The organism is Azospirillum oleiclasticum (assembly GCF_013423485.1).
Taxonomy (GTDB): domain Bacteria; phylum Pseudomonadota; class Alphaproteobacteria; order Azospirillales; family Azospirillaceae; genus Azospirillum; species Azospirillum oleiclasticum.
The window spans coordinates 168,845-193,883 of sequence record NZ_JABFFR010000011.1; the positions used below are offsets into that span (position 1 = coordinate 168,845).

Annotated in this window: 21 protein-coding genes; 16 read left to right on the forward strand and 5 right to left on the reverse strand. The window is 69.8% G+C overall.

From position 1 onward, the window contains the following. Positions 1 to 42 precede the first annotated feature (42 nt). Together HL658_RS14640 and HL658_RS14645 are read right to left on the reverse strand one after the other, a co-directional pair. Entirely contained in the window at positions 43 to 1,497 is a 1,455-nt protein-coding gene (locus HL658_RS14640; RefSeq protein ID WP_180282827.1) for a sensor histidine kinase, read from the reverse strand. Then, positions 1,494 to 2,213 carry a response regulator gene (locus tag HL658_RS14645; RefSeq protein WP_180282828.1) on the reverse strand — a complete coding sequence of 240 codons (720 nt, stop codon included), beginning with the start codon at positions 2,211 to 2,213 and terminating at the stop codon, positions 1,494 to 1,496. The genes HL658_RS14640 and HL658_RS14645 overlap by 4 nt, the downstream gene beginning before the upstream one ends. 323 nt (positions 2,214 to 2,536) lie before the next feature. Here HL658_RS14645 and HL658_RS14650 point away from each other — a divergent pair, with 323 nt between their 5' ends. From HL658_RS14650 to soxA, 8 genes are read left to right on the forward strand one after another with little or no spacing between them, the layout of a single operon-like run. After that, on the forward strand, positions 2,537 to 3,007 hold the full coding sequence (locus HL658_RS14650; protein WP_180282829.1) for a (2Fe-2S)-binding protein: 471 nt from the start codon (positions 2,537 to 2,539) through the stop codon (positions 3,005 to 3,007). Between the two features lie 11 nt (positions 3,008 to 3,018). Further along, a complete protein-coding gene (locus HL658_RS14655; RefSeq protein ID WP_180282830.1) occupies positions 3,019 to 5,193 on the forward strand; it encodes a xanthine dehydrogenase family protein molybdopterin-binding subunit in 2,175 nt (724 codons plus the stop codon). Continuing rightward, on the forward strand, positions 5,190 to 5,540 hold the full coding sequence (locus HL658_RS14660; protein WP_180282831.1) for a c-type cytochrome: 351 nt from the start codon (positions 5,190 to 5,192) through the stop codon (positions 5,538 to 5,540). Before HL658_RS14655 ends, HL658_RS14660 begins: the two co-directional genes overlap by 4 nt. Next, positions 5,527 to 6,807 carry an FCSD flavin-binding domain-containing protein gene (locus tag HL658_RS14665; protein WP_343055110.1) on the forward strand — a complete coding sequence of 427 codons (1,281 nt, stop codon included), beginning with the start codon at positions 5,527 to 5,529 and terminating at the stop codon, positions 6,805 to 6,807. Before HL658_RS14660 ends, HL658_RS14665 begins: the two co-directional genes overlap by 14 nt. Beyond that, positions 6,804 to 7,238, forward strand: coding sequence for a sulfur oxidation c-type cytochrome SoxX (gene soxX, locus HL658_RS14670; RefSeq protein ID WP_180282832.1), 435 nt, complete (start codon positions 6,804 to 6,806; stop codon positions 7,236 to 7,238). Before HL658_RS14665 ends, soxX begins: the two co-directional genes overlap by 4 nt. A gap of 3 nt (positions 7,239 to 7,241) precedes the next feature. After that, positions 7,242 to 7,721, forward strand: a complete 480-nt coding sequence (locus tag HL658_RS14675; protein ID WP_180282833.1) for a SoxY-related AACIE arm protein — start codon at positions 7,242 to 7,244, stop codon at positions 7,719 to 7,721. Continuing rightward, a complete protein-coding gene (soxZ, locus tag HL658_RS14680) occupies positions 7,718 to 8,041 on the forward strand; it encodes a thiosulfate oxidation carrier complex protein SoxZ (RefSeq protein ID WP_180282834.1) in 324 nt (107 codons plus the stop codon). Before HL658_RS14675 ends, soxZ begins: the two co-directional genes overlap by 4 nt. Beyond that, positions 8,038 to 8,823 (forward strand): sulfur oxidation c-type cytochrome SoxA, encoded by a 786-nt coding sequence (soxA, locus tag HL658_RS14685; RefSeq protein ID WP_180282835.1) that lies wholly within the window; start codon positions 8,038 to 8,040, stop codon positions 8,821 to 8,823. Before soxZ ends, soxA begins: the two co-directional genes overlap by 4 nt. Before the next feature lie 10 nt (positions 8,824 to 8,833). Here the strand turns inward: soxA and HL658_RS14690 are convergent, their stop codons facing one another. After that, positions 8,834 to 10,201: an adenylate/guanylate cyclase domain-containing protein gene (locus HL658_RS14690; protein WP_180282836.1), complete on the reverse strand. Its 1,368-nt coding sequence runs from the start codon at positions 10,199 to 10,201 to the stop codon at positions 8,834 to 8,836. Positions 10,202 to 10,314: 113 nt separating this feature from the next. Continuing rightward, a complete protein-coding gene (locus HL658_RS14695; protein WP_211109741.1) occupies positions 10,315 to 11,277 on the reverse strand; it encodes a LysR substrate-binding domain-containing protein in 963 nt (320 codons plus the stop codon). A 135-nt stretch (positions 11,278 to 11,412) separates the two neighbouring features. On the opposite strand from HL658_RS14695, the gene HL658_RS14700 reads away from it, so the two are divergent. From HL658_RS14700 to HL658_RS14725, 6 genes are all read left to right on the forward strand, one after another. Then, complete coding sequence (locus HL658_RS14700) at positions 11,413 to 12,294, forward strand: intradiol ring-cleavage dioxygenase (RefSeq protein ID WP_180282837.1); 882 nt, start codon at positions 11,413 to 11,415, stop codon at positions 12,292 to 12,294. A gap of 52 nt (positions 12,295 to 12,346) precedes the next feature. Then, complete coding sequence (locus HL658_RS14705; protein WP_180282838.1) at positions 12,347 to 13,099, forward strand: citryl-CoA lyase; 753 nt, start codon at positions 12,347 to 12,349, stop codon at positions 13,097 to 13,099. A gap of 49 nt (positions 13,100 to 13,148) precedes the next feature. Next, a complete protein-coding gene (locus tag HL658_RS14710) occupies positions 13,149 to 14,801 on the forward strand; it encodes an AMP-binding protein (protein ID WP_180282839.1) in 1,653 nt (550 codons plus the stop codon). A 16-nt stretch (positions 14,802 to 14,817) separates the two neighbouring features. Then, entirely contained in the window at positions 14,818 to 15,909 is a 1,092-nt protein-coding gene (locus HL658_RS14715; protein WP_180282840.1) for a C4-dicarboxylate TRAP transporter substrate-binding protein, read from the forward strand. Between the two features lie 74 nt (positions 15,910 to 15,983). Continuing rightward, positions 15,984 to 16,562, forward strand: coding sequence for a TRAP transporter small permease subunit (locus tag HL658_RS14720; RefSeq protein WP_180282841.1), 579 nt, complete (start codon positions 15,984 to 15,986; stop codon positions 16,560 to 16,562). Then, complete coding sequence (locus HL658_RS14725) at positions 16,559 to 17,881, forward strand: TRAP transporter large permease (protein ID WP_180282842.1); 1,323 nt, start codon at positions 16,559 to 16,561, stop codon at positions 17,879 to 17,881. Before HL658_RS14720 ends, HL658_RS14725 begins: the two co-directional genes overlap by 4 nt. Before the next feature lie 22 nt (positions 17,882 to 17,903). Here HL658_RS14725 and HL658_RS14730 read toward each other — a convergent pair whose 3' ends face one another. Then, positions 17,904 to 23,048: a LamG domain-containing protein gene (locus HL658_RS14730; RefSeq protein ID WP_180282843.1), complete on the reverse strand. Its 5,145-nt coding sequence runs from the start codon at positions 23,046 to 23,048 to the stop codon at positions 17,904 to 17,906. A gap of 146 nt (positions 23,049 to 23,194) precedes the next feature. Here HL658_RS14730 and HL658_RS14735 point away from each other — a divergent pair, with 146 nt between their 5' ends. Together HL658_RS14735 and HL658_RS14740 are read left to right on the forward strand one after the other, a co-directional pair. Continuing rightward, positions 23,195 to 24,112 (forward strand): LysR family transcriptional regulator, encoded by a 918-nt coding sequence (locus HL658_RS14735; protein WP_180282844.1) that lies wholly within the window; start codon positions 23,195 to 23,197, stop codon positions 24,110 to 24,112. 95 nt (positions 24,113 to 24,207) lie between these two features. After that, on the forward strand, positions 24,208 to 25,005 hold the full coding sequence (locus HL658_RS14740; RefSeq protein ID WP_180282845.1) for a putative hydro-lyase: 798 nt from the start codon (positions 24,208 to 24,210) through the stop codon (positions 25,003 to 25,005). The last annotated feature ends 34 nt before the right edge of the window (positions 25,006 to 25,039 follow it).

Below are 25,039 nucleotides of genomic sequence, written 5' to 3' on the forward strand. Positions count from 1 at the left end.
AACCCTGTTGATGGGGCGACCTTGCGCGTGGTGCCGGCCGCCTCACGCGTCCGCCGGGTGCCCCTTTCCGAGCGGCAGCGCCAGCACCGCCCGCAACCCCCCGTCGCCGTTCGACAGACGGACGTCGCCCCCATGGTGGCGGGCGATCGTCCGGGCGATGGAGAGGCCGAGACCGACACCGCCGGTCTCGCGGTTGCGGGAATGCTCCAGGCGGAAGAAGGGTGCGAAGACCTGCTCGGTCTGGTCGGCGGGAATGCCGGGGCCATCGTCCTCCACCACGATCTCCACACCGCCCGGCTCCCGCCCGACCCGCACGCGCGCCCGCTCGCCGTAGCGGACGGCGTTCTCGACGAGGTTGCGGATGGCGCGGCGCAACGCGTCCGGACGGCAGCGGAGGCTGATCCTGGTTCCGCCGGTGAAGCGGACGTCGGACCCCAGGTCGGCCAGGTCGTCGCACAGGCTCTCGACCAGCGCCGACAGATCGACGGTGCGCGTCTCCTCCACCGTCGCCTCCTCCCGGGCGAAGGCCAGCGCCGCCTCCGTCATGGTCTGGATCTCGGCGATGGTGTTCAGCATCTTCTCCTGAAGCTCCGGATCGGTGACGAACTCGGCCCGCAGGCGCAAGGAGGTCAGCGGCGTGCGCAGGTCGTGGCCGATCGCCGCCAGCATGCGCGTGCGGTCGTGCACGAAGCGTTGCAGCCGGGCCTGCATGCGGTTGAAGGCCTCCGCCGTCTGCCGGATGTCGTCGGGTCCGGATTCGGGGAGCGGCGGCACCGTCTCGCCCCGCCCCAATTGTTCGGCGGCGGCGGCAAGGCGGCGCATCGGCCGCGCGATGCCGCGGGCGATGATGACGGCGATACCCGACAGAACGGCCGCGGTGACGGCCAGCGACAGCGCCGTCTGCGACGCCCAGGGGGAATTCTGCAGGGATTTCGCGAAGGCGGCGTTGAGCCAGGCGCCGTTGTCGAGACGCACGGCAAGCCCCATCCCGATGGCGGTGTCGAGATACATGAACTTGGCCGGTCGCGACAGTGGCCATGCGTGCGGCGGCAGGTCGAGCCAGCGCACCGTGTCGTCGGTGACGGTCGTGGCGTTGGCCGCCCCGAGCATCGCCGTCCCCGGCGCGCTGTCTACCACCGGGCCCGGCTGGGGATCGGGCTGCGGCTTGTGGAGCGTCGGCAGCGGCTTGGCGAGCTGGACCCAGGCTTCCTTGCGCCAGCGGCCGGCGTCCATCGGCTGCTGCGGCGAGATCCAGAAGCGGGTGTAGGCGGTGCCGCTGACCTGCAGCATGTCGGTGTGGACCGCCGACGGCGTGGTTTCCAGCAGCAAGGCCAGCGAGGCGGTGCGGCTGAGGAATTCCGCCTTTGCCTGGGCGCGCAAGGCCTGCCCCCGGTCTTCCCACGCGATCAGGAAACCGACCCCCTGCGACAGCGCCAGGGCCAGCAGGAAGACGGCGATGAACCGGGCCGCGAGGCTGCGGGGCAGAAGTCGGGTCATGCCTGCTCCACCTCCGCGGTGAAGCTGTAGCCGCCGCCCCAGTGGGTCTTGATCAGCATGGGATTGCGGGGATCGGTCTCGATCTTCTTGCGCAGCCGGCTGACCTGGTTGTCGATGCTGCGGTCGAAGCAGTCGGCGCTCCGTCCCACGGTCAGGTCGAGGAGCTGGTCACGGCTCAGCACCAGCCCGGCGTGGTCGAGAAAGGCGCTGAGAAGGCGGAACTCGGCGGTGCTGAGCGGGACGGCCACGCCATCGGCACCCTGCAGCTCGCGCCGCCCGACGTTGAGAGCCCACCGGTCGAAGCGCAGCAGCCGGGCCTTCGGCACCCCGCGCTGCGGCGGCAGGCTGTTCACCCGCCGCAGCACCGCCTTGATGCGGGCCAGCAATTCCCGCGGGTTGAAGGGCTTGGTCAGGTAGTCGTCGGCCCCGAGTTCCAGCCCGATGATGCGGTCGGTCTCCTCCGCCATGGCGGTCAGGAAGATGATGGGGATTTCCGTGGTCCCGCGCAGATGGCGGCACACGCTGATCCCGTCCTCCCCCGGCATCATCACGTCGAGGATGACGAGGTCGAGCGCGTTGCGCTCCAGCAGGCGCCGCAACGCCGCGGCGCTCTCCGCGACGCTGACGCGGTAGCCGTGCTGCACGAGATACTTGCCCACCAGGTCGCGGATGTCCCGGTGGTCGTCGACGACGGCGATGTGCGGTACCGTGTCCATGCACGCGGCTCCGGCTTGCGGCGGTGGCGTCCTGTTTCTGTCATCTAAAGACAGTCGTGGCCGCAAGAAAAGTGCCGCGACGGGTGGCGCGGCACGGAATTGTATCAAAGCGTCACAAGCCGCCGCTGCGCGACACGCCGCGACAACCGCCGATCGCGGAGGCAAAATTCTGCGACAGCCGCGGCCTAGGCTCGGGTCCGTCGGATCGTTGACGGTCCGAACAATCAGTGTAAGTCCCTGGGGGCGATGCCGCGTCCGCCGTCACGCCCGCGGTGCATTCCGGCCCATCCCACCGGCCCATCCCATTGCGCGAGGAACCCGACATGGCCCGATTGACCATCAACGGCGAGGTTCGAGACGTCGATGCCGATCCCGACACGCCCCTGCTCTGGGTGATCCGCGAGCAGGTGGGCCTGACCGGCACCAAGTTCGGCTGCGGCATCGCGCAGTGCGGCGCTTGCACCGTGCACATCGACGGCGTCGCCATCCGGTCCTGCGCCATGCCGGTCAGCGCGGTGGCCCCGGAACAGCGCATCGTCACCATCGAAGGGCTCTCCCCGGACGGCTCGCACCCCCTCCAGAAGGCCTGGGCGGCGCTCGACGTGCCGCAGTGCGGCTACTGCCAGACCGGCATGATCATGGCGGCGGCCGGCCTGCTCCAAACGAACCCGAAGCCAAGCGACGACGACATCCGGGCGGAGATCACCAACATCTGCCGCTGCGGCACCTACAACCGCGTCCGTGCGGCGATCAAGCTGGCCGCCAAGGGCGCCGGCGCGACCCAGGAAGGCTGAGGGAGGCACCCATGACACAGGTTCAATCGGTCTCCCGCCGTGGCTTCATCGTCGGCACCGCCGCGGCGGCCGGCGGGCTGTCGCTCGGCTTCCACATCCCGCTGACCGGTGGGGCGCTCGCCCAGCCCGTCGGCTCCCCGGCGGAGGTGAACGCCTGGGTGGTGATCCGCCCCGACGAGACGGTGGTGATCCGCATCGCCCGTTCGGAGATGGGCCAGGGCACCCTGACTGGCCTCGCCCAGCTGGTGGCGGAGGAGCTGGAGTGCGACTGGTCGAAGGTGACGACCGAATACCCCACGCCCGGCCAGAACCTCGCCCGGCAGCGGGTGTGGGGCAGCTTCTCCACCGGCGGAAGCCGCGGCATCCGCGATTCCCACGAGTATGTGCGCCAGGGCGGCGCCGTCGCTCGTGAAATGCTCGTCGCCGCGGCGGCGGCGCGCTGGAACGCCCCCGCCGGCGAATGCCGCGCCTCCAAGGGCGTGGTCACCCACACACCCACCGGGCGCACCACGAGCTATGGCGCCGTCGCCGCCGACGCGTCGCGGATGACGCCGCCGAAGACCGTCGCGCTGAAGGACCCCAAGGACTGGACCATCGCCGGCAAGCCGTTGAAGCGGCTGGACACGGCCGACAAGCTCACCGGCAAGCAGGTCTACGGCGTGGACCTGAAGCTGCCCGGCATGCTCAACGCCGCGGTCAAGGCCTGCCCGCATTTCGGCGGGCGGATCGCCAGCCTGGACGCCGCCGCCGTCGCCACCATGCCCGGCGTGCGCAAGGTGGTGCGGATCGACGACGCCACGGTGGCGGTCGTCGCCGACACCTGGTGGCGCGCCAAGACCGCGCTCGACGCCCTGCCCATCGTCTGGGACGAAGGGCCGAACCGGGCGGTGTCCAGCGCCTCCATCGCCGAGACGCTGAAGGCGGGTCTCGGCGCCGACGACGCCTTCGTCGGCACCACCATGGGCGACGCGCGGGCAGCACTCGCGCGCGGCGGCCGGACGGTGACCGCCGACTACGCCTACCCCTACCAGAACCACGCGACCATGGAGCCGATGAACGCCACGGCGCTCTACACGCCCGAGCGTTGCGAGGTGTGGGTGCCGACGCAGAACGGCGAGGCCAGCCTGGCCGCGGCGGCGGAGGCCGCGGGGCTGCCGGTCGACCGGTGCGACATCCACAAGATCCATCTCGGCGGCGGCTTCGGCCGGCGCGGCAACTTCCAGGACTATGTCCGGCAGGCCGTCGCCATCGCCAAGGACCTGCCGGGCACCCCCGTCAAGCTGATCTGGTCGCGGGAGGAGGACATGCTGCATGGCGCCTACCACCCGATCACCCAGGCCCGGATGACCGGCACGCTGGACGTCGACGGCAACCTGACGGCGTTGCACATGCGCATCTCCGGCCAGTCGATCCTGGCGGCGGTGCGGCCGGAGGGCATGCAGGGCGGCAAGGACCCGGTGGTGTTCCAGGGGCTGAACGCGGCGGGGCCGGAGGGGCATCTGGGCTACGCGATCAAGGATCTGCTGATCGACCACGCCATGCGCAACCCGCCGGTGCCGCCCGGCTTCTGGCGCGGGGTCAACCTGAACCAGAACACCATCTATGTGGAATGCTTCATGGACGAGCTGGCCCACGCCGCCGGCGTCGATCCGCTGGCCTTCCGCCGCAAGCTGATGGCCAACCATCCCAAGCATCTGGCGGTGCTCGACGCGGTGGCCCAGCGCATCGGCTGGGACCGGCCGCCGCCAGCCGGCGTTGCCCGTGGCCTCGCGCAGATCATGGGCTTCGGCAGCCACGTCGCCGCGGCGGCGGAGGTGTCGGTGACTGACGGGAGGCTGAAGATCCACCGCATCGTCGCCGCCACCGACCCCGGCCACATGGTCAACCCCGCGCAGATCGAGCGGCAGGTGGAGGGGTCCTTCGTCTATGGGCTGTCGGCGGCGCTCTACGGCGAATGCACGGTGAAGAACGGCCGCATCGAGCAGGAGAACTTCGACAGCTACGAGGTGATGCGCATGGCGGAGATGCCGGACGTGGAAACCATCGTCATGCCGTCGGGCGGCTTCTGGGGCGGGGTGGGCGAGCCGACCATCGCCGTCGCCGCCCCCGCCGTGCTGAACGCCATCTTCGCGGCGACGGGCAAGCGCATCCGCACCCTGCCGCTGAAGAACCACAGCCTCGCATGACCGGCTCCGCCCGAAGCCTCGCGCTGTGGGCGGGGGTGTCGGTCCTGGCCGCCGCCGACCCCGGGGCGGCGGCCGGGCCGCCTCCCGGCGCGACCGCCGGGGCACCACCGGGTGCGGTGTCCTGCGCCGGCTGCCACGCTCCGGCCGCCGTCGGCGGCCCGGTCCCCGACCTGACCGGCCGGCCGGCGGTGGAGATCGTGGCGGCCATGCAGGCCTTCCGCGGCGGCACCCGCCCGGCCACCGTCATGGACCGCATCGCCAAGGGCTTCTCGGATGAGGAAACGCGCGCCATCGCCGACTGGCTGTCGGCACCCGGCGGCGGGGAGGCACGCCGTGCCGGGCCGTAGGGCGGTCCTGCGCGGGCTCGGGGCCGCCGGCGCGGTGATGGCGCTGGGGGCTCCGGCGGTGCTGGCCCAGGCGCCGCCGCGCGTCGTGGTGGTCGGCGGCGGCTTCGCCGGCGCCACCTGCGCCCGCGCCGTGAAACGGGCCGACCCGACGGTCGCCGTCACCCTGGTGGAGCGGTCCCCGCGCTACACCGCCTGCCCCATGTCCAATGCCGTGATCGCGGGCCTCCGCGACATGGGCGCGCAGGAGTTCGGCTACGACGGCGTGGCGGCGGAGGGGGTGGAGCTGCTGCGGGGCGCGGCCGTCGCGGTGGATCCGCAGGCCCGCCGCGTCCGCCTGGAGGACGGCACCGCCCTGCCCTACGACCGGCTGGTGCTCGCCCCCGGCATCGACCTGCGCTTCGACGCGCTGCCCGGCTACGACGAGGCGGCGGCGGAGCGCATGCCGCACGCCTGGAAGGCCGGTCCCCAGAGCCTGCTGCTGCGTCGCCAATTGGAAGCGATGGAGGACGGCGGTGTCGTGGTGATGGCGGTGCCGGCCAACCCCTACCGCTGCCCGCCCGGCCCCTACGAGCGGGCCAGCCTGATCGCCCACTACCTGAAGACCCACAAGCCGCGCAGCAAGCTGGTCATCCTCGACGCCAAGGACGCCTTCTCCAAGCAGCGCCTGTTCGAGGCGGCGTGGCAGGAGCTCTATCCCGGCCTGATCGAATGGGTGTCGCTGTCCTTCGGCGGGCGGGTGACGGAGGTGGACGCCGCGTCGAAGACCCTGGTGACGGAGTTCGGCCAGCACCGCGCCGACGTCGCCACCGTCATCCCGCCGCAGCGGGCCGGTGCCATCGCCGCGGCGGCCGGCGTGGCGGACCGCAGCGGCTGGTGCCCGATCGATCCCGTAACCTTCGAATCCACCCTGCAGCCGGGCATCCATGTGCTGGGCGACGCGGCCATCGCCGGGGCCATGCCAAAATCCGCCTTCGCGGCGAACGGACAGGCCAAGGTCTGCGCCGCCGCCGTGGTGACCCTGCTTCGTGGCGAGACGCCGCCGGCTCCCAAGCTGGTCAACACCTGCTACAGCCTCGTCGCCCCCGGCTACGGCATCTCCGTCGCCGGGGTCTACCACCCGAAAGACGGTCTGCTGAGGGAGGTCGAAGGCGCCGGCGGCACCAGTCCGCCGAACGCCCCGCCGGAGACGCGCGCGTTGGAGGCGCGCTACGCGGAGGCGTGGTTCCACACCATCACCAGCGACGTCTTCGGTGGGGCGGGGCGATGATCCCCTGGCGTGTCGTGCCGGTCGTCATGCTGCTCTCCGCCACGACGCCGGCCAGCGCAATGGCGGACGACGCCATCGACGCACCGCTCACCGGCCGTCCCGGCGATCCCGCGCGGGGTGAACGGCTGGTCGCCGACCGTCCGAAGAGCCTGTGCACCCTGTGCCACACCGGTCCCTTTCCCGCCCCGCATCTGCATGGCAGCATCGCCCCGGACCTTGCCGGCGTGGGCCGGCGCCTGACGGAGGGGCAGATCCGGTTGCGCGTGGCGGACATGAAGCGGCTCAACCCCGCGTCGATCATGCCCGCCTACGGCCGACCGGCCGACGACGATCCGCAACGCCGGGTGGCCGCCGCGTGGCGTGGCCGTCCCATATTGGACGACGGCGAGATCGAGGATCTCGTGGCCTATCTCGTGACCCTGAAGGAGTGAGACATGCCCCACCATGCCCCGTCACGGTCGCCGCGACTTGGCCGGCGCGGCCTTCTCCTCGGCGGTGCCGGCGGGCTGCTCGTGCTGTCCCTAACCGTCCGCGCCGCCGCGCGTCCCACGCTGCAGGAGGCGATCCGCGGCTTCACGGGCGGGGCGCCCGTCAACGACGGCCGGGTGCGGCTGGAGATCCCGCCGCTGGTCGAGAACGGCAACGCCGTGGGCGTGACCGTGACCGTCGACAGCCCGATGACCGCCGACGACCATGTCCGCCGCATCGCGCTGTTCAACGAGAAGAACCCGCAGCCCGACGTCGCCGTCTTCCATCTGGGCCCGCGCTCGGGCCGTGCGCGCGTCTCCACCCGCATCCGGCTGGCCACCAGCCAGACATTGGCCGCGGTCGCGGAGCTGAGCGACGGCAGCTTCTGGTCGAGCACCGGAAGCGTGATCGTCACGCTCGCCGCCTGCATCGAGGATCTGTCATGACCCGCGCCCTGGTCAACGCACCGAAGACCGCCCGGCCCGGCGAGGTGATCGAGATCCGCGCCATGATCGCCCACCCCATGGAGACCGGCTACCGCATCGGCCCCAACGGCGCGCCGATCCCCCGCCACATCATCCGGCGGCTGGTCTGCACCTACGACGGCGCCGAGGTCTTCGCCGCCGACTTGTACCCCGCGATGTCCGCCAACCCCTACATCGCCTTCAGCATGGTGGCGACGGCCAGCGGCACCATCGCGCTCGCCTGGACCGACGACCACGGGGCGACGCAAACGGCCACGGCCGAGATCACGGTCGCCGGATGACGCGCGGCGGCCGTGCCGTCGGCGTCACCGCCGCGGCGCTCCTTGCCGGCGGCGTTGCCGGGGCCGCGGACGTCGAACCCGACGCGCGGCGCTCCGGCGCCGACTTCATGGCGCCGGAAACCCGCGCGATGCAGGCGGACGACGCCAGCAACCCCGGCATGCTCTGGGTCCTGGAGGGCGAGCGGCTGTGGGCCGAACCGGCCGGCCCGGAGGGGCGGGCCTGCGCGACCTGCCACGGCGACGCGGCGCGGACCATGCGCGGGGTCGCCGCCCGCTACCCCGCTTTCGACAACGGGTCGGACCGCCCGGTGGACCTTGCAGGCCGGATCGACCAGTGCCGACAGGCGAGGCAGGGGGCGCCGCCGCTGGCGCGCGAAAGCGATCCCCTGCTGGCGCTCACCGCCTATGTCGCCCACCAGTCCCGCGGCATGCCCGTCGCACCGCCTGGGGACACGCGGCTGGACCCGTTCCGCGAGAATGGCCGACGGCTTTTCCAGCAGCCCCTGGGCCAGCTTGGATTGGCCTGCGCCAACTGCCATGACGAGCGGTGGGACGGCCGGCTCGGCGGCGCCCCGATCACCCAGGCGCACCCGACCGCCTACCCGCTCTACCGGCTGGAGTGGCAGGCGCTCGGTTCACTTCAGAGGCGCCTGCGCAACTGCATGGCCGGCGTCCGCGCGGAGCCCCTGCCCTTCGGCGCACCGGAGCTGATCGAGCTGGAACTCCACCTGATGCAGCGCGCCGCGGGGATGCCCATGGAGACGCCGGGCGTCCGCCCCTGAAAACCGAAGCTCAGGCGACCCGCATCCCGCGGTCGTCACCGGCCGGGTGCACGGCCCAGACGCCGATCACGCCGCCATGCTCGGGCACGTTCACGTCACCCACAACGGACCAGGCTGCCAGCGGATCACGGCCGTCGCGCCGCGCGGCCTCGATCAGGTCGGCGCTGGCCAGTGCGGTCACGCCATGGGTTCGGGTCAAGCGCTCCAGCCGGCTCGCGACATTCACCACGTCGCCGACCACCGTGTATTCCAGCCGGCGCCCGTGCCCGAGTGTGCCGACCACCACCGGCCCCCAATGCACGCCGATCCCGACCCGCACCGGGGGCAGACCGCCGCGCACACGATCGTGGTTCCAGTCCTCGATGGCCGCGGCCATGGAGCAGGCGCAGGCGAGCGCGTTCGACGCATCCCGGCCCGTGCCGGTGACCGCACCGAAGGACGCCATCAGGCCGTCGCCCAGATACTTGTCCAGGCACCCTTCGTGCTGGAAGACACAGGCGGCCATGCGTTCGTGGAAGGCGCGCAGGAACTCCATCACCTCCGTCGCGTCGCGGACGGCGGCGTAGCGGGTGAAGCCGACCAGATCCACGAAGAGGACCGCGGCGTCCACCCGCCGCACCGGACCGGGCTCGCCCGGCTCCAGGGCCAGCCGCTCCGCCACGCCGGGGGAGAAATAGCGGGTGAGCAGGGTGCGGTCGACCTCGGCCTCCACAAGCCGCTCAAGGTGGCGGCGCGCCCGCCACGCGCCGGCCGCCAGCAGCCCGGTGACGATCAGCAGAAGTGCCACCTGATTGTACCAGACAACGAGGTTGACGAAGGTCGGCGACAGGAACAGGGCGAGCCAGTTGTCCGCGTCCTGTCCCGCTCCGGTCAGCCTGGCCGCCTCCACGTCGGTGATGGTGTCGGGAAGCCCGAGGATGAGCAGCATCCCGGTGCTCCACGCCAGGGCGGACGCGCCCCCGACCCACACCACCAGCAGGACGGAGCCACTGAGCGCCGTGCCGGAAAGATAGACGAAATAATAGAGGAAGTCCGGGAACCGCAGCTTCATCTGCACCGGCCAGCCCTCGCCGGCGAAGGGGTTGGGCAGCAGCAGCATCGTGGTGAGCAGCGCCACATCCAGAAGCGCGAAGCCGGCCTTCCACAGGAAGGCGTCGGGCCGAGTCCTCAGCGCGTGGGGAATGGCACCGAACAGGTAGAACAGCGCCAGCCCGCCGAGATACCAGGTGACCCGCGGGAACGGCACCATCATCAGGAGCCACAGGGCAACGGCGATGATGGCCGCCACCCGCGCCTTATGGGCGAAGGCGAGCCCCTCCTGCTCCGCCGCGACAAAGGCCAGCCGGATCCGCTGCGGCGGCTCTTCACACCTGGACATGACCACCCTCTCCAAAGCCGTGTGCCGGTGGAGGATAGCCGGCGACTGTCGCAGAACCTTGTCAGCGCCGGGCGAACTTGTATCGAGGTTGGACCGGCGCGCCGAACCCGTCCCTATTCGCGGGGGCGCTTCAGCTTGGCGCTCGACACGGCGCGGCGGACGATGACGGCGAAGGATCGCACGGCCGCCGGGCGCTCGCCCTCCCGCTTCCACAGGATGCCGGGGGTGCGCATCGGCGTCGGGCTCTCCAGCGCGACGATCCGCAGGTTGTCCTGGTCCGAGACCGCCTGCTCCGACACGATCGCGGCGATCTCCATCCGGCGCACCAGGCTCAGCATGGCGGCGACGGTGTTCGTCTCCGCCAGCACCACCGGCTCGGCGCCGACCGACTGGAAACAGCTTTCGAGCATGCCCCGCGTGGTGAACTCCCGCGGGAGCATGACGAGGTTCTGGCGGTGCAGGTCGATCATGCGGATCCGCTTGCGCGGGGCGAACGGGTGCATGGCGCCGACGGCCAGCACCATCTCCTCGTTGTACAGCGGCTCGAACCACAGATCGTGCAGCTCCGCCGGCCGGTAGGCGATGCCGATGTCGAGATCGCCGGAGCGCAGTCCCTCCTCGATGGCCGCCGCCGGCAGCTCCTCCACGATCACCCGGACCGACGGGTTGTTGGTCAGGAAGGTGGCGAGGCAGGTCGGGATCAGCCCGATGTTGAAGGTGTGGGTGGCGCCGATGCGGACGGTACCGGCGAGCGGCCGTGCCGAGCCCTTCAGCGTGCGGATGCCGTCGTCGATCTCGCGCAGCGCCTTGGTGACGCTGGGCAGCAGCAGCTCGCCCGCCTCGGTCATCGCCACCCGCTTGCCGACGCGGTCGAACAGCCTCTGGCCGACCTCGTCCTCCAGCTGCTTGATCTGGTGCGAGAGGGTGGACTGGGTGACGTGCACCTTCTCCGCCGCGTGGGTGAAGTTCAGCCGCTCGGCGAGTGCCGCGAAGTAGCGGAGGTGCCGCAGTTCCATGCCCGTCCCCTGGCCCAGCCGCTCCGAACGATCGATGCGGTCGATGGTGATGATGGGCATCTATCATTTCTCCATTCGTGCAGGAAACAATAGAGTTTCAAGCAGTCCACGGAACGGACGGTGTCGGCGGCTTCCGCCGGGCGCCGCTCCGCAGAACGATCACCGCCCGGCGGTGGCATCCGGAGGGGAGGACCAATGTCTCAGTTCACCGAGACCAGCATCACCGACGCGGTGCTGGCGCGCTTCGCCGAATGCGGTGACGACCGCTTCAGGACCATCATGACGTCGCTGGTCCGCCACATGCACGATTTCGTCCGCGAGGTCGAGCTGACCGAGGCGGAGTGGATGGCCGGCATCCAGTTCCTCACGGCGACCGGCCAGACCTGCACCGACAAGCGGCAGGAATTCATCCTGCTGTCGGACACGCTGGGCGTGTCGATGCTGGTGGACGCCGTCAACAACCGCAAGCCGGCCGGCGCCCTGGAGTCGGCGGTGCAAGGTCCCTACTACTGGGAAGGCGCGCCGGAACGGCCGCTCGGCGCCAACCTGGCCGAGGGGGTGAAGGGCGAGCCGGCCTTCTATTCGGGCCGCGTGGTCACGCTCGACGGCACGCCGGTGGCGGGTGCCCTGCTCGACGTCTGGTCGGGCGACGGCGAGGGCAACTACGACATGCAGCTTCCCGGCCAGACGGAGATGCTGGCGCGCGGCAAGCTGCGCACCGACGCCGAGGGGCGCTACTGGTTCCGGTCGATCCGGCCGGCCTCATACCCGGTTCCGGTCGACGGTCCGGTCGGCGCGATGCTGAACCGAATGGGGCGGCACCCCTTCCGGCCCGGGCACATCCACATGATCGTGTCCGCACCCGGCTTCCAGCCCGTGACCACCCAGCTCTTCGTCGCCGGCGACCCGTACCTCGACTCCGACGCGGTGTTCGGCGTGAAGGACTCGCTGGTGATCGACTTCAAACGGCACGAGCCCGGACCCGCGCCGACCGGCGAGGTGATGGACGTCCCCTTCCACACCGCCGAGTACGACTTCGTGCTCTGCCCGGTTCGTGAAGCCGCCCTGCCCGCGTGACCCCGACGGCGGCCCCGGCCGCCGCCGCGCCAAACCCATAGGGAGAGTTGCGATGCGCAGTGCGATCTGCCGCAGCGATGCGGACAGCATCCGCATTCACGGCCTCGACCTGACGACCGACATCATCGGCAAGGTCGATCTGGGCCAGATGGCCTTCCTGGAGATCTGGGGCCGCCTGCCCACGCCGGAGGAGAACGCCGTCTTCAACGCGCTGGTGGTCTCGCTCGTCGAGCATGGGCTGACGCCCAGCGTGCTCGCGGCCCGGCTGACCTACCTGGGCGCACCGGACTCGCTGCAGGCGGCGGTGGCGGCCGGGCTGAGCGGTCTCGGCACGGTCTTCGTCGGCAGCATCGAAGGCGCCGCCCGCATGCTTCAGGAGGCGAAGGCGGCGGACGCGACGGAGGATCAGATCCCGGCCCTGGCGCGGGAGATCGTGGCACGCTTCAAGGCCGAGAAGCGGATCATCCCCGGCCTTGGCCACCCCATCCACAAGCAGGTGGATCCGCGCACCGGGCGGCTGCTGTCCATCGCCGCGGAGAACGGCTTCCGCGGCCGGCACGTGCAGCTTCTTGAGGCCGTCGCGGCGGAAGCCGAGCGGTCGCTGGACCGCCATCTGCCGATCAACGTCTCCGGCGCCATCGGCGCGATCGCCAGCGAGCTCGGCATGGACTGGCGGGTGTGCCGCGGCATCGGGCTGATCGCCCGGACGATCGGGCTGGTCGCCCATCTGCTGGAGGAGATCCGCTCGCCCCTGGCACGGGAACTCTGGCTGCGCACCGAGCACGAGGCGCAACCGCCGGAGTGACCCCCATCCGGTTCTCTTCCAGCGACGACATCTTCGCAGGGATGCATTCATGGCCGCCGATCTCAAGCCCCGTGAGGTTCTCGACCTCTACCCGCCCCACGAGGACACGATCCCGTCGCTGCTGGCCTCGCGCCGTTCGGTCGGGCCGGATCGCCCGGTGCTGCTGTTCGAGGGGCGGATCTGGAGCTACGCCCGCATCGACGACGCCAGCGACACGCTGGCCCGTGCGCTGGTCCTGCGCGGCGTCCGCCACGGTGACCGCGTGGCGCTGGTGTCGCTGAACAGCGACGTCGGCCTGCTGGTGTTCCTGGCCGCCGTCAAGGCGGGCGCCGTCCTCGTGCCGATGAACCCCAACCTCACCGATGGGGAGCTGTCCTACCTGCTCAAGCATTCCCGGCCTGTGGTCGTCGCCAGCCAGGCCGACGACCTGGAGCGGATCGAACGCATCACCGGCGCCTTCGACGAGGTGCCCTGGCTGCTCCCGCTCGACGAGATCGGGGCCACCGCGCGCGACGTCGACGGCATCGTCGCGCGCATCCAGGACTACGCGGGCCCGAACGGCCCCATCGGACTCGCCGCCGTCCGGCCCGAAGACCCGGCCGTGGTGATCTACACCTCCGGCACCACCGGGCTGCCCAAGGGCGTCGTGCACAGCCATCGCAACCACGTGTGGGCGGGCGAGGCCTTCGTCGAGCGGATGCACCTGCAGCCGGACGACCGCCTGTTCACGGTGCTGCCGTTCTTCCACATCAACGCGCTCTTCTATTCCTGGGGCGGCGCGCTCGCCGCCGGTGCGGCGATGATCACGGCGCCGCGCTTCAGCGCTTCCCGGCTGTGGGCGCTGGCGGCGGAGACCGGGGCCACGGTGTTCAACATCCTGGCTGCCCTGGGCAACATCCTGGCCAACCGGCCGCGCAGCGAGTTCGACCCGCGCCATCGGATCACCCGGATCTATGGCGGGCCGATCAGCGCCGAGATGATCCGCGTCTTCCAGCAGGACTTCCACATCCCCACCCTGATCGAGGGCTACGGGATGTCGGAAATCCCGGGGGCCTGCAACAACCCGTTCGACGGCCCGCACAAGGTCGGCAGCATCGGCCGGCCGGCGCGGCACCCCCGCCTCGACGGCACCTTCGTCGAGCTGCGCATCATCGATGAGGACGGGCGGGACGCAGCGGTGGGCGAGATGGGCGAACTCCTCGTCAAGACGCCGATCATGGCGCTCCGCTACCTCGACGACCCCGAGCAGACGCGCGCCGCCATGCGCGACGGCTGGTTCCACACCGGCGACTATGTCCGCCGCGACGAGGACGGATATTATTACTTCGTGGCGCGCAAGCGGGACATCATCCGCCGGCGCGGCGAGAACATTTCCGGCGCCGAGCTGGATCGCATCCTCTCCGAGCACCCGGACATCCTGGAGGCGGCGACCATCGGCGTGCCGGCCGAGCTGGGCGAGGAGGAGATCATGGCCGTGCTGGTGCCGCGCGCCGACCCTCCCTCGGCGCAGGCGGTGCTGGACTGGTGCCACGGGCGGATGGCGACCATGAAGATCCCGCGCTTCGTGGTCTTCGTGAACGCGCTGCCGCACACCTCGTCCCACCGCGTGGAGAAGTACCGGTTGAAGCAGGATCCGTCGCTGCTGGCGAAAGCCTACGACCGCGAGCGGGCGATGGCGGGTGCGGAGCCAACAAGAGCATAACAGAGGGAGGTCACTCATGAAGACGAGCGTGTCGGGCGCGCTTCTGGCCATCAGTGTGACGGCGTTCGCCGCCACACCGGCCGCGGCGGAACCGGAAACCATCAAGCTGACCGTGGCGGCGAGCCACCCCGTCACCATCCCGTGGATCGCCCTGATCCCGAAGGTGTTCATCCCCGAGGTGGACAAGCGGCTGGCGGCCACCGGCAAGTACAAGATCCAGTGGCAGCAGGCGTATGGCGGCCAGATTTACAAGGCCAACGCCACCCTGACCTCGGTCGAACAGGGCATCACCGACATCGGCTGGGTGTTCAGCTACCTTGAGGCGGCCAAGATGCCGCTGAGCCAGGTGACCACCTACACGCCCTTCTCGACCGACAACGTTCCGGCCATGCTCAACACCATGACCGAACTGATGGACACGGTCCCCGCCTTCCGCAAGGAATGGGAGAAGTACAACATCGTCTTCCTCGGCGCCACGGGTTCGGACACCTACGATGTGTTCACCAAGTTCCCGGTGAAGAAGATCGAGGATCTGAAGGGCAAGAAGATCTCGTCGCCCGGCGCACCCGGCATCTGGCTGCGCGGGGTGGGTGCCACCCCGGTCGATGGCGCGCTCACCACCTTCTACACGGACATCCAGACCGGCGTGTCGGAGGGGGTGCTGTCGCTCGCCACCGGTGTGCTGCCGACCAAGCTGTACGAGGTGGCGCCCTACGTCACGCGCGTCAATCTGGGCGTCGTCTTCTCCGGCGGCCTCGCTATCAATCAGGACCGCTGGGCCGGCTTGCCGAAGGAAGTGCAGACCGCGCTGAAGGAGGCGGGTGCGGTCTACTCCAAGACCCACGGCGAGGACCTGATGGAGCGGCATGAATCCGCGATGAAGGCCATCGTCGAGGCCGGGAAGACCCAGAACCCGCCGGTGACGATCTACGAGCTGCCGCCGGAGGAGCGGCGCAAGTGGATCGACCAGCTCCCCAACCTCGCGGCGGAGTGGGTCAAGGCCAACGAGGCGAAGGGCCTGCCCGCGCGCAAGTTCCTGGAAGCCTACATGGCGGGGCTGCGCAAGCAGGGGCAGACCCCGGCCCGCGAGTGGGACAAGAACCTCTGACACGGTTGCCCCGGGCGGACGGCGTCGGTGGACGCCATCCGCCCGCGCCGCACCTTCCAACCAGCGAGCCGGCGATGTCCCTCGAACTGAGCGAACGGACGACACCGTCCCCCCACACCGCCAGCGGCGTGCCGCCGGCCGGGTCCCTCCTGCGCGCCTGGAACGTCTTCGTGGACGGGCTGGGTGCCGTCGGATCGGTTCTGATCGGCGGGCTGATGGTGCTCGTCTGCGCCGACGTGCTCGGCCGCAACCTCCTGAACCAGCCGATCCCGACGGTGGCGGAGCTGTCCGCCTTTTCGGTGGTGGTGATCGTCTTCCTCCAACTCGCCAGCACCGTGCGGCACGACCGAATGGCGCGGGCCGACATCTTCATCGACCCGCTCGGCCGCCGTCATCCGCGGGTCGCGGCGGTATTGGGCGGCCTGTTCGCGCTGCTGGGCTGCGCGGCCTGCGCTCTGATCGCCTGGGCCACCTACCCCGTCATCGCCAAGGACTTGGACATCGGCGAGTACATCGGCATCGAAGGCTTCGCCACCATCCCGACCTGGCCGTTCCGCGTGCTGGTCGTCTTCGGCGCCGGCGTGGCCGCCATCCAGTATCTGATCGGCGCCGTGCAGGCGCTGCGCACCGTGACCCGCGGGAGGCTCCCTTGAGCGGCGAAACCATCGGTCTTCTGTCGGTGGCGGCGCTGCTGCTGCTGATCTATTTCGGCCTGCACATCGGCGTGTCGCTGCTGATGACGTCGCTCTGTGCCGTGGCGGCGCTGCGCGGGCCCGACGTGGCGCTGCGCATGACGGGTGCGGTCGCCAACGATTCGCTGCGCGAATACCTGTTCGCCGTCGTCCCCCTCTTCATCCTGATGGGGCTTCTGGTCACCGTCTCCGGGGTGGGCCGCGACACCTTCGACCTGTTCGAAAGGCTGCTGCGCCGCGTGCGGGGTGGGCTGGGTGTCGCCACCGTGTTCGCCAACGCGGTGTTCGCCTCGATCACCGGCATCTCGATCGCGTCGGCCTCGGTCTTCTCCAAGGTCGCGGTACCGGAGATGATCCGCCACGGCTACACCCAACGCTTCTCGGTCGGGGTGGTGGCGGGCAGCTCGGTGCTGGGCATGCTGATCCCCCCGTCCCTTCTGATGATCGTCTACGGCGTGCTCGCCGAGGAATCCGTCGGCCGCATGTTCATCGCCGGGATCCTGCCGGGCATCCTGGTGGCGTCCTGCTTCATCGTGCTGATCGTCGGCATGACCTATCTGCGTCCGCACCTGGTGCTCGAGCATCCGGACCGGCCCATGGCGGTGGGGCCGGACGATGGCGGGACACTGGGCGAGGTGCTGCGCAAGGGCATGCCCATCGTCTCGCTGATCGTGCTGGTGCTGGGCGGCCTGTATGCGGGCTTCTTCAACCCGACCGAAGCCGGTGCCGTCGGCGCGCTGGGGGCGCTGGTGATCGCGCTGCTGCGCCGGACCCTGACTCCGGGGCGCTTCTGGCAGATCCTGGTGGAGACGGGGCACGTCGCGGTGTCCGTGCTGTTCCTGGTGCTGGCCGCCAGCATGTTCAGCCGCATGCTGGCGATGTCCGGGCTGCCCTCGGCGATGTCGGGCGTGTTCCTCGATGGGGCGCTGGGCCCGTACGTGTTCCTGTTCGGCTATCTCGCGCTGATCCTGATGCTGGGCTGCCTGATCGATTCGGTGTCGATCATGCTGATCGTGCTGCCGATCGCCCTGCCGGTGGCGCGGGCGGCCGGCTTCGACATCGTCTGGTTCGGCGTGCTGACGGTGGTGGCGGTGGAGATCGGGCTGCTGACGCCGCCCTTCGGGATCTCCGTCTACACGGTGAAATCGGCCCTCAACGACCACACCCTGTCGATCCGGACGATCTTCGCCGGTGCCACGCCCTTCGTCCTGGCGATGCTCTTCGCGCTCGGCATCCTCGTGGCCTTCCCCGGCATCTCGACCTACCTGACGGCCCCTTGAGGATGCGCCGCGCGGTGCATCCCTAACGGTCCACGATCTTGCAGTCGTTGAGCAGATAGGCGTAAGGGTTCTGGTAGGTGGAGGTGTCGTCGGTCCAGTAGGATTCGAACGTCCATTCCCCGACCAGACCCGTCCGGTCGGTGGGCGGCCCGAACCGCATGGCGCCCAACTCCGTATCGGCGAGCGCGCGTGACCACAAGCGAATCATCGTCAGGTCGCACACCCGCCCGCCCGCCGATCCGAACCCGATCCACAGATCGTTCCGGCAGGTGACATCGACGAACGGCCAGGAGCGACCGTCCGTGTACAGAAAGCGTCCATCGACCTGGATGGTCACCGGTGCGTCGTTGGCGCCTCTCTGCCGCCGGACGACGATGTCGTGCCAGTTCCCGTCGAGCAGATCGGGCGGCGAGCTCCACGTCGCGCTCACCAGGGTGCCGTTGCCGTCCGACATGACGAAGCCGAGGTTTCCGTTTTCGAGGATGGAGAGCCGGTAGCCCGGCGTCCGTCCCGACAGGTCCCCGCCGAGGCGGTCGATCAGCCGGCCGTAGCCGTACGGATCGGACTGCACCACCCGGATCGTCACCTGGATCGAAAAATTGCCGATGCCACCGACATCATACTGCGGCGCTGTCCTGACCTGCATGAGCGCTCGCCAGCTGTTGATCGTCAGGCATTTGCCGGTCACGTGGTACGGATTCCAGACGAAATCGGCGGGCGGCTTGGCGGGGCTGCGCGAGACCGCGGTCCGCGGCGCGGGATTCCACGTGTTCGTCGGAACGCAACCGGCGGAATCGGCATGGAAGGCGTAGAGGGAAAGCGAATAGGTCATGCCGCTCGTCAGCGAGTTCGTCGGGATGACGATGATGTTGCCCACGCTCGTGTAGGTTCGGGGAGCGTAGATCGACGGCTGGGTGGGTGAGACGGTCAGGGTGTAGGAGGTGGCGTTCGCGACGTATGTGTACGTCACCGTTACCCGGTCGCTGTACAGTATGACCGACAGGACGTCGGGAGCATCCACGGTGGCCGGCACGATGTCGACCGGGGTGGACCACGCCCCGTTCGCCTTGGTCGCGCAGGCCCTGATCGTGATGCCGAAGCGGTTTCCGACGGTCAGGCCGTGGGCGGTGACCGTTGCCGGCTCGCTGGTCACGGTCTGGATGAAGCCGGACACCGACCTGCCGCTCTCGTCGATGGCATCGACGTTGTAGAATTCGGCACCGGGGACGGGGCCGTAGCCCACGATCAGCGCGTTGTTGCCCCGGTCGAAGATCAGCCCGCTGGCAAGGGTCCCGCCGGTCAGGGCTGCGGAGGTGGGGTTGGGACCGAACACGACGGACGGCTGCGGCGACAGCGGCGCGTTGTCCGCGTCCACCGTCTGGACGACATAGCCCGTCGCTCCCGCAACCGGGTTCCAGTCCACGAACACGGCCCCGGGGCCGTAGCACAGATAGGCGTCGCCTACCGATTGAAGCACGCCGATGGTCGTGTCCACGCTGGACGACCGGTTGCCCATCGACGGTGTGACCGAGGTGACGGTGATCGTGAAGGTGCCGCCGGTTTCGAACCGGTCCGCGGTGATCTCGCAGCCGTTGGCCGTGGTCATCCGGACGCTCGCGGGAACGGGCTGACCGCCCTGCGACACCGACACCACGCGACTCGCCCCCGCCACCGGGTCCCAGCGGACGGAAAGCACGGGATCGGCGAAGCCACAGACGATGCCGGTGGGCACATCGTCGGTGCGGATGGACGCCTCCGGCCCCGCGGCGGAGACCCCGCCGGGACCGGTCGACACCAGCCGCACCCAGCAGGTCGGGCCGGCCCCGCCCGGTATCGCCGCGGTCGTGGCCTGGACCGATCCGAGCTGGACCGGCGTCGCGGCGCTGGTGCCGTAGGCGACGACGTAATGGTCGGCCGCGGCCACCGGGTCCCACGATGCCGACAGCCCGTCGGACCAGGACAGACGCGGCGCGCCGGGCGTGGCCGGGGTCGCGGCCGCGAAGCTCTCCGCCGTCGCCGCCGGGATGTCGCGGCAGATCAGATAGGCGGCGACCTCCCCCGTCGCGAAGGTGATGGCCTCTACGGCCAGCAGCTTGGCGAGATTGGCGGGATCCTCCAGCAGGTTGCGGAAGATGCTGTCGGCCGCGTCCTGCAGGCACAGGATGAAGCTGTCCGCCAGATCGTCCCAGGTGAAGCGGCCGGTGCCGGGGAATGGCACCACCAGTTCCGTGTCCACCACATGGGCGGTCAGCAGCGTTCGCGGATAGGCGGCGCTTCGGACCACCCGATCGAAGGTGCCGTTCAGAACGATCGTCAAGGATGGAACGCCGTTCCGCAATGTGACGACCAGCGATGTGTCCAGGTTGAACCGGCTGTCGATGGGCAGATGGTCGATGACGGTCTGCCGGCAGTTCCCCGATCCGTGGATGGCGTCGAAGCTGAAGTCCGGAAGCTCCAGCCCCGACAGCGACCAGTCGGCAACCTGGAACCCATTGCGGTTGTCCCAGGTGAAGCCCATGGTCGGATTTCCGAACGGCCCCATGCTGCCCGGCACCGTCAGGGTGCCGGCCATGGTGCTGTCGGTGACCGTGAGCACGCAGTCCGCCGCGGGGGAGCCGAACAACGCGATGCCGCAGCGCACCTGGAACGGGTCGCGCCCGCTGTCGATCGCCACCACAGGCCCCAGCGCCGGGTCGGACGGGTCGTGGAAGGACACGAATCCCCAGTCGATGGGCGTCCGCGCCTGCGCCGAGGCCACCATGCCGCCCGACCCGTCGGCCGAGGCCTCGGTGAAGCTGGCCGACAGCAGGATATCGACCAGCGTGTAGACGCTGGTCAGGGCACGCGCGTTGAAGCCCTTGGCGTAGGGGGTGTCGTCGACGGTGACGGCCGCCGGTGCGTACCAGATCGCCCCCGTCCGAAACACGACGTCGAGCAGGCCGGCCGGCCAGGCCGAGCCGACCATCTGCTGGAACAGCGCGTCCACAGACAGCGGTTCGGTGATCTCGACCGCGCTCAGGATCGGGGAGCCCTTCTCGAACAGCACCTTGCCCGCCAGCGCGACATCGCCGGGAAAAGCCACCGTTCCGTCGAGCCGCATACGCCAGATGGCCGGCACCGGACACGCCTGCGGCGTGACGGTGGCGAAGACATAGTCGAGCCCGATTGAAAGGCCGGACATCACGACGCCGGGAATGCCGAGCGGATCGACGACGGACTCCGTGGACGGGGCCGCGCGGAAGCGGGCAGCGACGTTGTTCACCGTCATGGAACCGGCGAAGTCCAGCCTCGCCCCACCGGCCGGCGTGGGCAGCGTCAGGCCGACCACCCCGGTCAGCGTGAGCACGCCGGAGTCCGCCACCTCGTAGGTCAGCGTCAGGCTGTCGAAGGACAGAACGCCCAGCAGCGTCAGGTTGCCCAGCGACGCCTCGAACCGTGACGCCGCCGAATCGGCGGGGATATGGCCCCGGACGGTGAACGGCCCCTGCGTGGTGATGCCCAGCAGAGACGCCACCTGCGGCAGCAGGCCCGTCGAGAAATCCAGGATCGCGAACAGGTTGAGCCCGCGAGCGACCGTGGTGCCCTGGCCAAGCGCCGGGATGTAGGGCGCGATCCGCGGCCCCGCATCGCCGTCGAGCGACGACAGCGACACCGCCGCCCCCGCCTTCCGCACGCCGAGAACCGTGTCCACCACCGCCGGCGGCGCCGAGATCGGCGCGAAGGTCCAGTCGGCGAGCGCGGCCGACAGGGCGAAGCCCCAGGTTCCGTCGGCCCGGCGGCCGACCAGAAGCACGACAGCGCCGTACAGACTGCGGCCGGCCGGCCGGTACACCCCATGCACCAGATAGCTGTCGTCGGTCAGGTCGAGCAACACGCCCGCCCGGTAGAAGGACGGGTCGGTGAAGTCCGCCGGGGCCGGCACGGTCTCCCAGCTTCCCTTGCCGCAGATCCGGTCGACCTGGCTGCGCGGCGTGATGTCGAGAGCGTTCGCAACGTCCACCGCCACCACCATCGGGGTGCCGCTGCCGCCCATCCGCAGCGTGGCCGCACCGGTCATCGGCTCGAACCGGAAGGTGCCGCCGATCCAGCCGACGGACGGGGCGGCACCGCCGGGAATGTCGAGGTCGCCCTGCAGCCCGGTGATCAGGAAGTCCGCCCGGCCGAAGGGGATGATCCAATCGGTGAAGGCCTCGCCGGTGAGCCGGAAGGAGGCCCGCGACGGCACCAGCGTGGCCGACAGCTCGCGGATCGTCAGCGCGGTCGGGAACCCGTACCCCGCCGGCAGCACCGTGTCGGCACCCAGGAACTGCGCGACCAGATCCGCGAAATCGATGTCGAGGAACGGAAGGAAGCCGCGGAAGGTCCAGGAATCGCCGATCGCCGGCTTGTCGGCGCGCAGCAGCAGCGGAACGCCGGCGAGCAGGATCGGCGCCACCACGGCGCCGGTGCTGTCGGTGGGCTGCCCCGGCCCTGGCGTGTGGAACTCCAGTTCGAGCGAGAATCCGTCGAGGACCAGCAGATCCGCAACGATGGTCCAGGGCACCGTGGTTTCCAGCGAGAGCAGGAGCCGCGGCAGGTAGCCCTGCGCGGTCTGGTAGGCGAAGGCGAGCTGGCCGACGCTGAACTCCCCGTCGATCGGCAGCTCGGGAGGAATGTTGGCGTCCACCTGTTGCGGCGTCACGATCTGCGACAGGTCGGCGATGGACACGAGATCGACGCAACCGGTGACCGTCGCCATCTCCAGCATGCCGTCGGCGCCGCCGCAGCGTCCCTCCAGGGTCAGCCACGCGCGGTCGACGATGGACAGCAGCGCGCGCGAGCGCACCGTGCCGCCACAGGCACCCGGCGCCAGGGGGTTCGTCACCGTCGCTTCGAGATGGATCGTGTCGACCGTGAACCACGGGAGGGCCGGGATCGTCCATTCCGCGACCTTCAGGCCGACCGTCATCTCGTCGATCGATCCGGCGGGCGGCGGGTGGAAGCGAAAGAACAGGTTGGTCAGCGCGAAGGTCCGCAGCGTGCCGAGCGGCGCCAGCAGCGTCGCCAGCCGGTTCGGATCACCCCCGAAGAAGGCCGCCAGATCGGTGAACCCCGCAATGTCGATGTCACCGCCGCAGCTCAGCGTCCAGCCTTCCGGACCCGGCGGCACCGGGATCACCGCCTCCACCGGATGTCCGGCGACCGGTTCGGCCGCGATGATCCGGGCGACGATGATCCGGGCGACCGCGAAGCGTCACGGCTCCCGACCGAAACCGGTGGCATCGCGGCCACCCGCGGCGCATCCTGGTGGAAGGAAGGCGGCAAGGGGGGCCGATGCTGGATCTGCGCAGTCTGGAGGTCTTCTACTGGGTGGCGACCCTCAGCGGCTTCCGCCGCGCGGCGGAAAAGCTGCACATGACGCAGCCGGCGGTGTCCGCGCGCATCGCGCAGCTTGAGGAGGCGCTGGACTGCCGGCTGCTGGACCGCAGCAAGGCCGGCGCGGTGCTGACCGCCAAGGGGATCGAGCTGCTGGGCTATGCGGAGCGGATGCTGAAGCTCCATTCCGAGATGGTGATGGCGCTGGGGCCGGCGAGCGGCGTGCGCGGCACGGTGCGGCTCGGCGTGTCGGAGACCATCGTCCACACCTGGCTCTCCGACCTTCTCAAGAAGATCCACGCGATCTACCCCAAGGTCACGATCGAGATCGAGGTCGACGTCTCCGGCGTGCTGCGCGACCAGCTCGTCTCCGGCGAGGTGGACGTGGCGCTGCTGCTGGGTCCGGTCAGCGCCCCGCGCATCAAGAACCTGCCGATCTGCGACTACCCGCTGCGCTGCTTCGCCAGCCCGGCGCTGGACCTTCCCGACCGGGTGGTGACGGCGGCGGAGCTGCTGGCCCATCCGATCATCACCTATTCCCGCGTCACCCGCCCCTATCTTGAGCTGATGGAACGCCTGGCCACCGGGAGCACCCGCGGGCCGCGGGTGTTCGCCAACTCCTCGCTGTCCTCCATCGTCCGCATGACGCTCGACGGGATCGGGGTGGGCGTGGTGGCGGAGGTGGCGATCCGCGAGGAACGCCACAGCGGCCGCCTGCGGCTGGTCCGCACGGAGTTCGACGCGGACATGCCGCGGCTCTCCTACACCGCCAGCATCATGGACCGGCCGGACAACCTTTTGGCGAGCGCGGTCGCCGCGCTCGCCCAGTCCACCGCCGCGGCATGGGAGCGGGAGCCGCCCGCCGGCCCGGCCTGATAAGCTCCGTTTATCAATTGTCATCAAAAAAGAAAATTGGACGGCCGAATTGCCATCTGCTTTTCTCATGGATGTAACAAATCGGATGATCCGCCATGAGCGAAGCATCATTGGACCACCCCGATCCGCAATCAGTCGTGAAAAGGATCCGCCGTGACATAAGGTCGGGCAGGATTTCCAGTCACACTGCGGGTCTCGCCCCGGGATTTCTTCAAGGAAATCTGGTGATCCTGCCGCGGCGCTACGCCGATGACTTCCACAGCTATTGTCTACACAACCCGAAATCGTGCCCGCTCATCGGCATCTCGACGCCGGGCGATCCGTCCCTGCCGGGTCTCGGCGCCGACATCGATCTCAGGACGGACCTGCCGCGTTACCGCGTCTGGCGGAACGGGGTTCTGGCCGAAGAGCCGACCGACATCACCGCGCTCTGGCGGGATGATCTGGTCGCCTTCGTCATCGGCTGCTCCTTCACCTTCGACACGGTGCTGCGATCCGCCGGTCTGAAACTCCGGCACCTGGAGATGGGGCGCAACGTCGCCATGTACCGGACCAGCGTGCCGACGGTGCCGGTCGGTCCCTTCCGCGGGCCGCTGGTCGTCTCCATGCGGCCGATGACCGCCCCCGATATCATCCGCGCCATCGAGATCACCAGCACCCGGCAGGACGTCCACGGCTCGCCGGTCCATTTCGGCTCGCCCGAAACGCTTGGGATCGGCGACCTGCAGAACCCCGACTACGGCGACCCCGTGCCGGTCGAAGCGGGCGAGTATCCCGTCTTCTGGGCCTGCGGCGTCACCCCGCAGGCGGCGCTCGCCGAAGCGAAGCCGGAGCTGTGCATCACGCACGCTCCGGGCTGCATGCTCATCACCGACCGAATCCACCACAACTGAGCCGGCGCGGCTTCACCGCCCAGCCGGACGACCC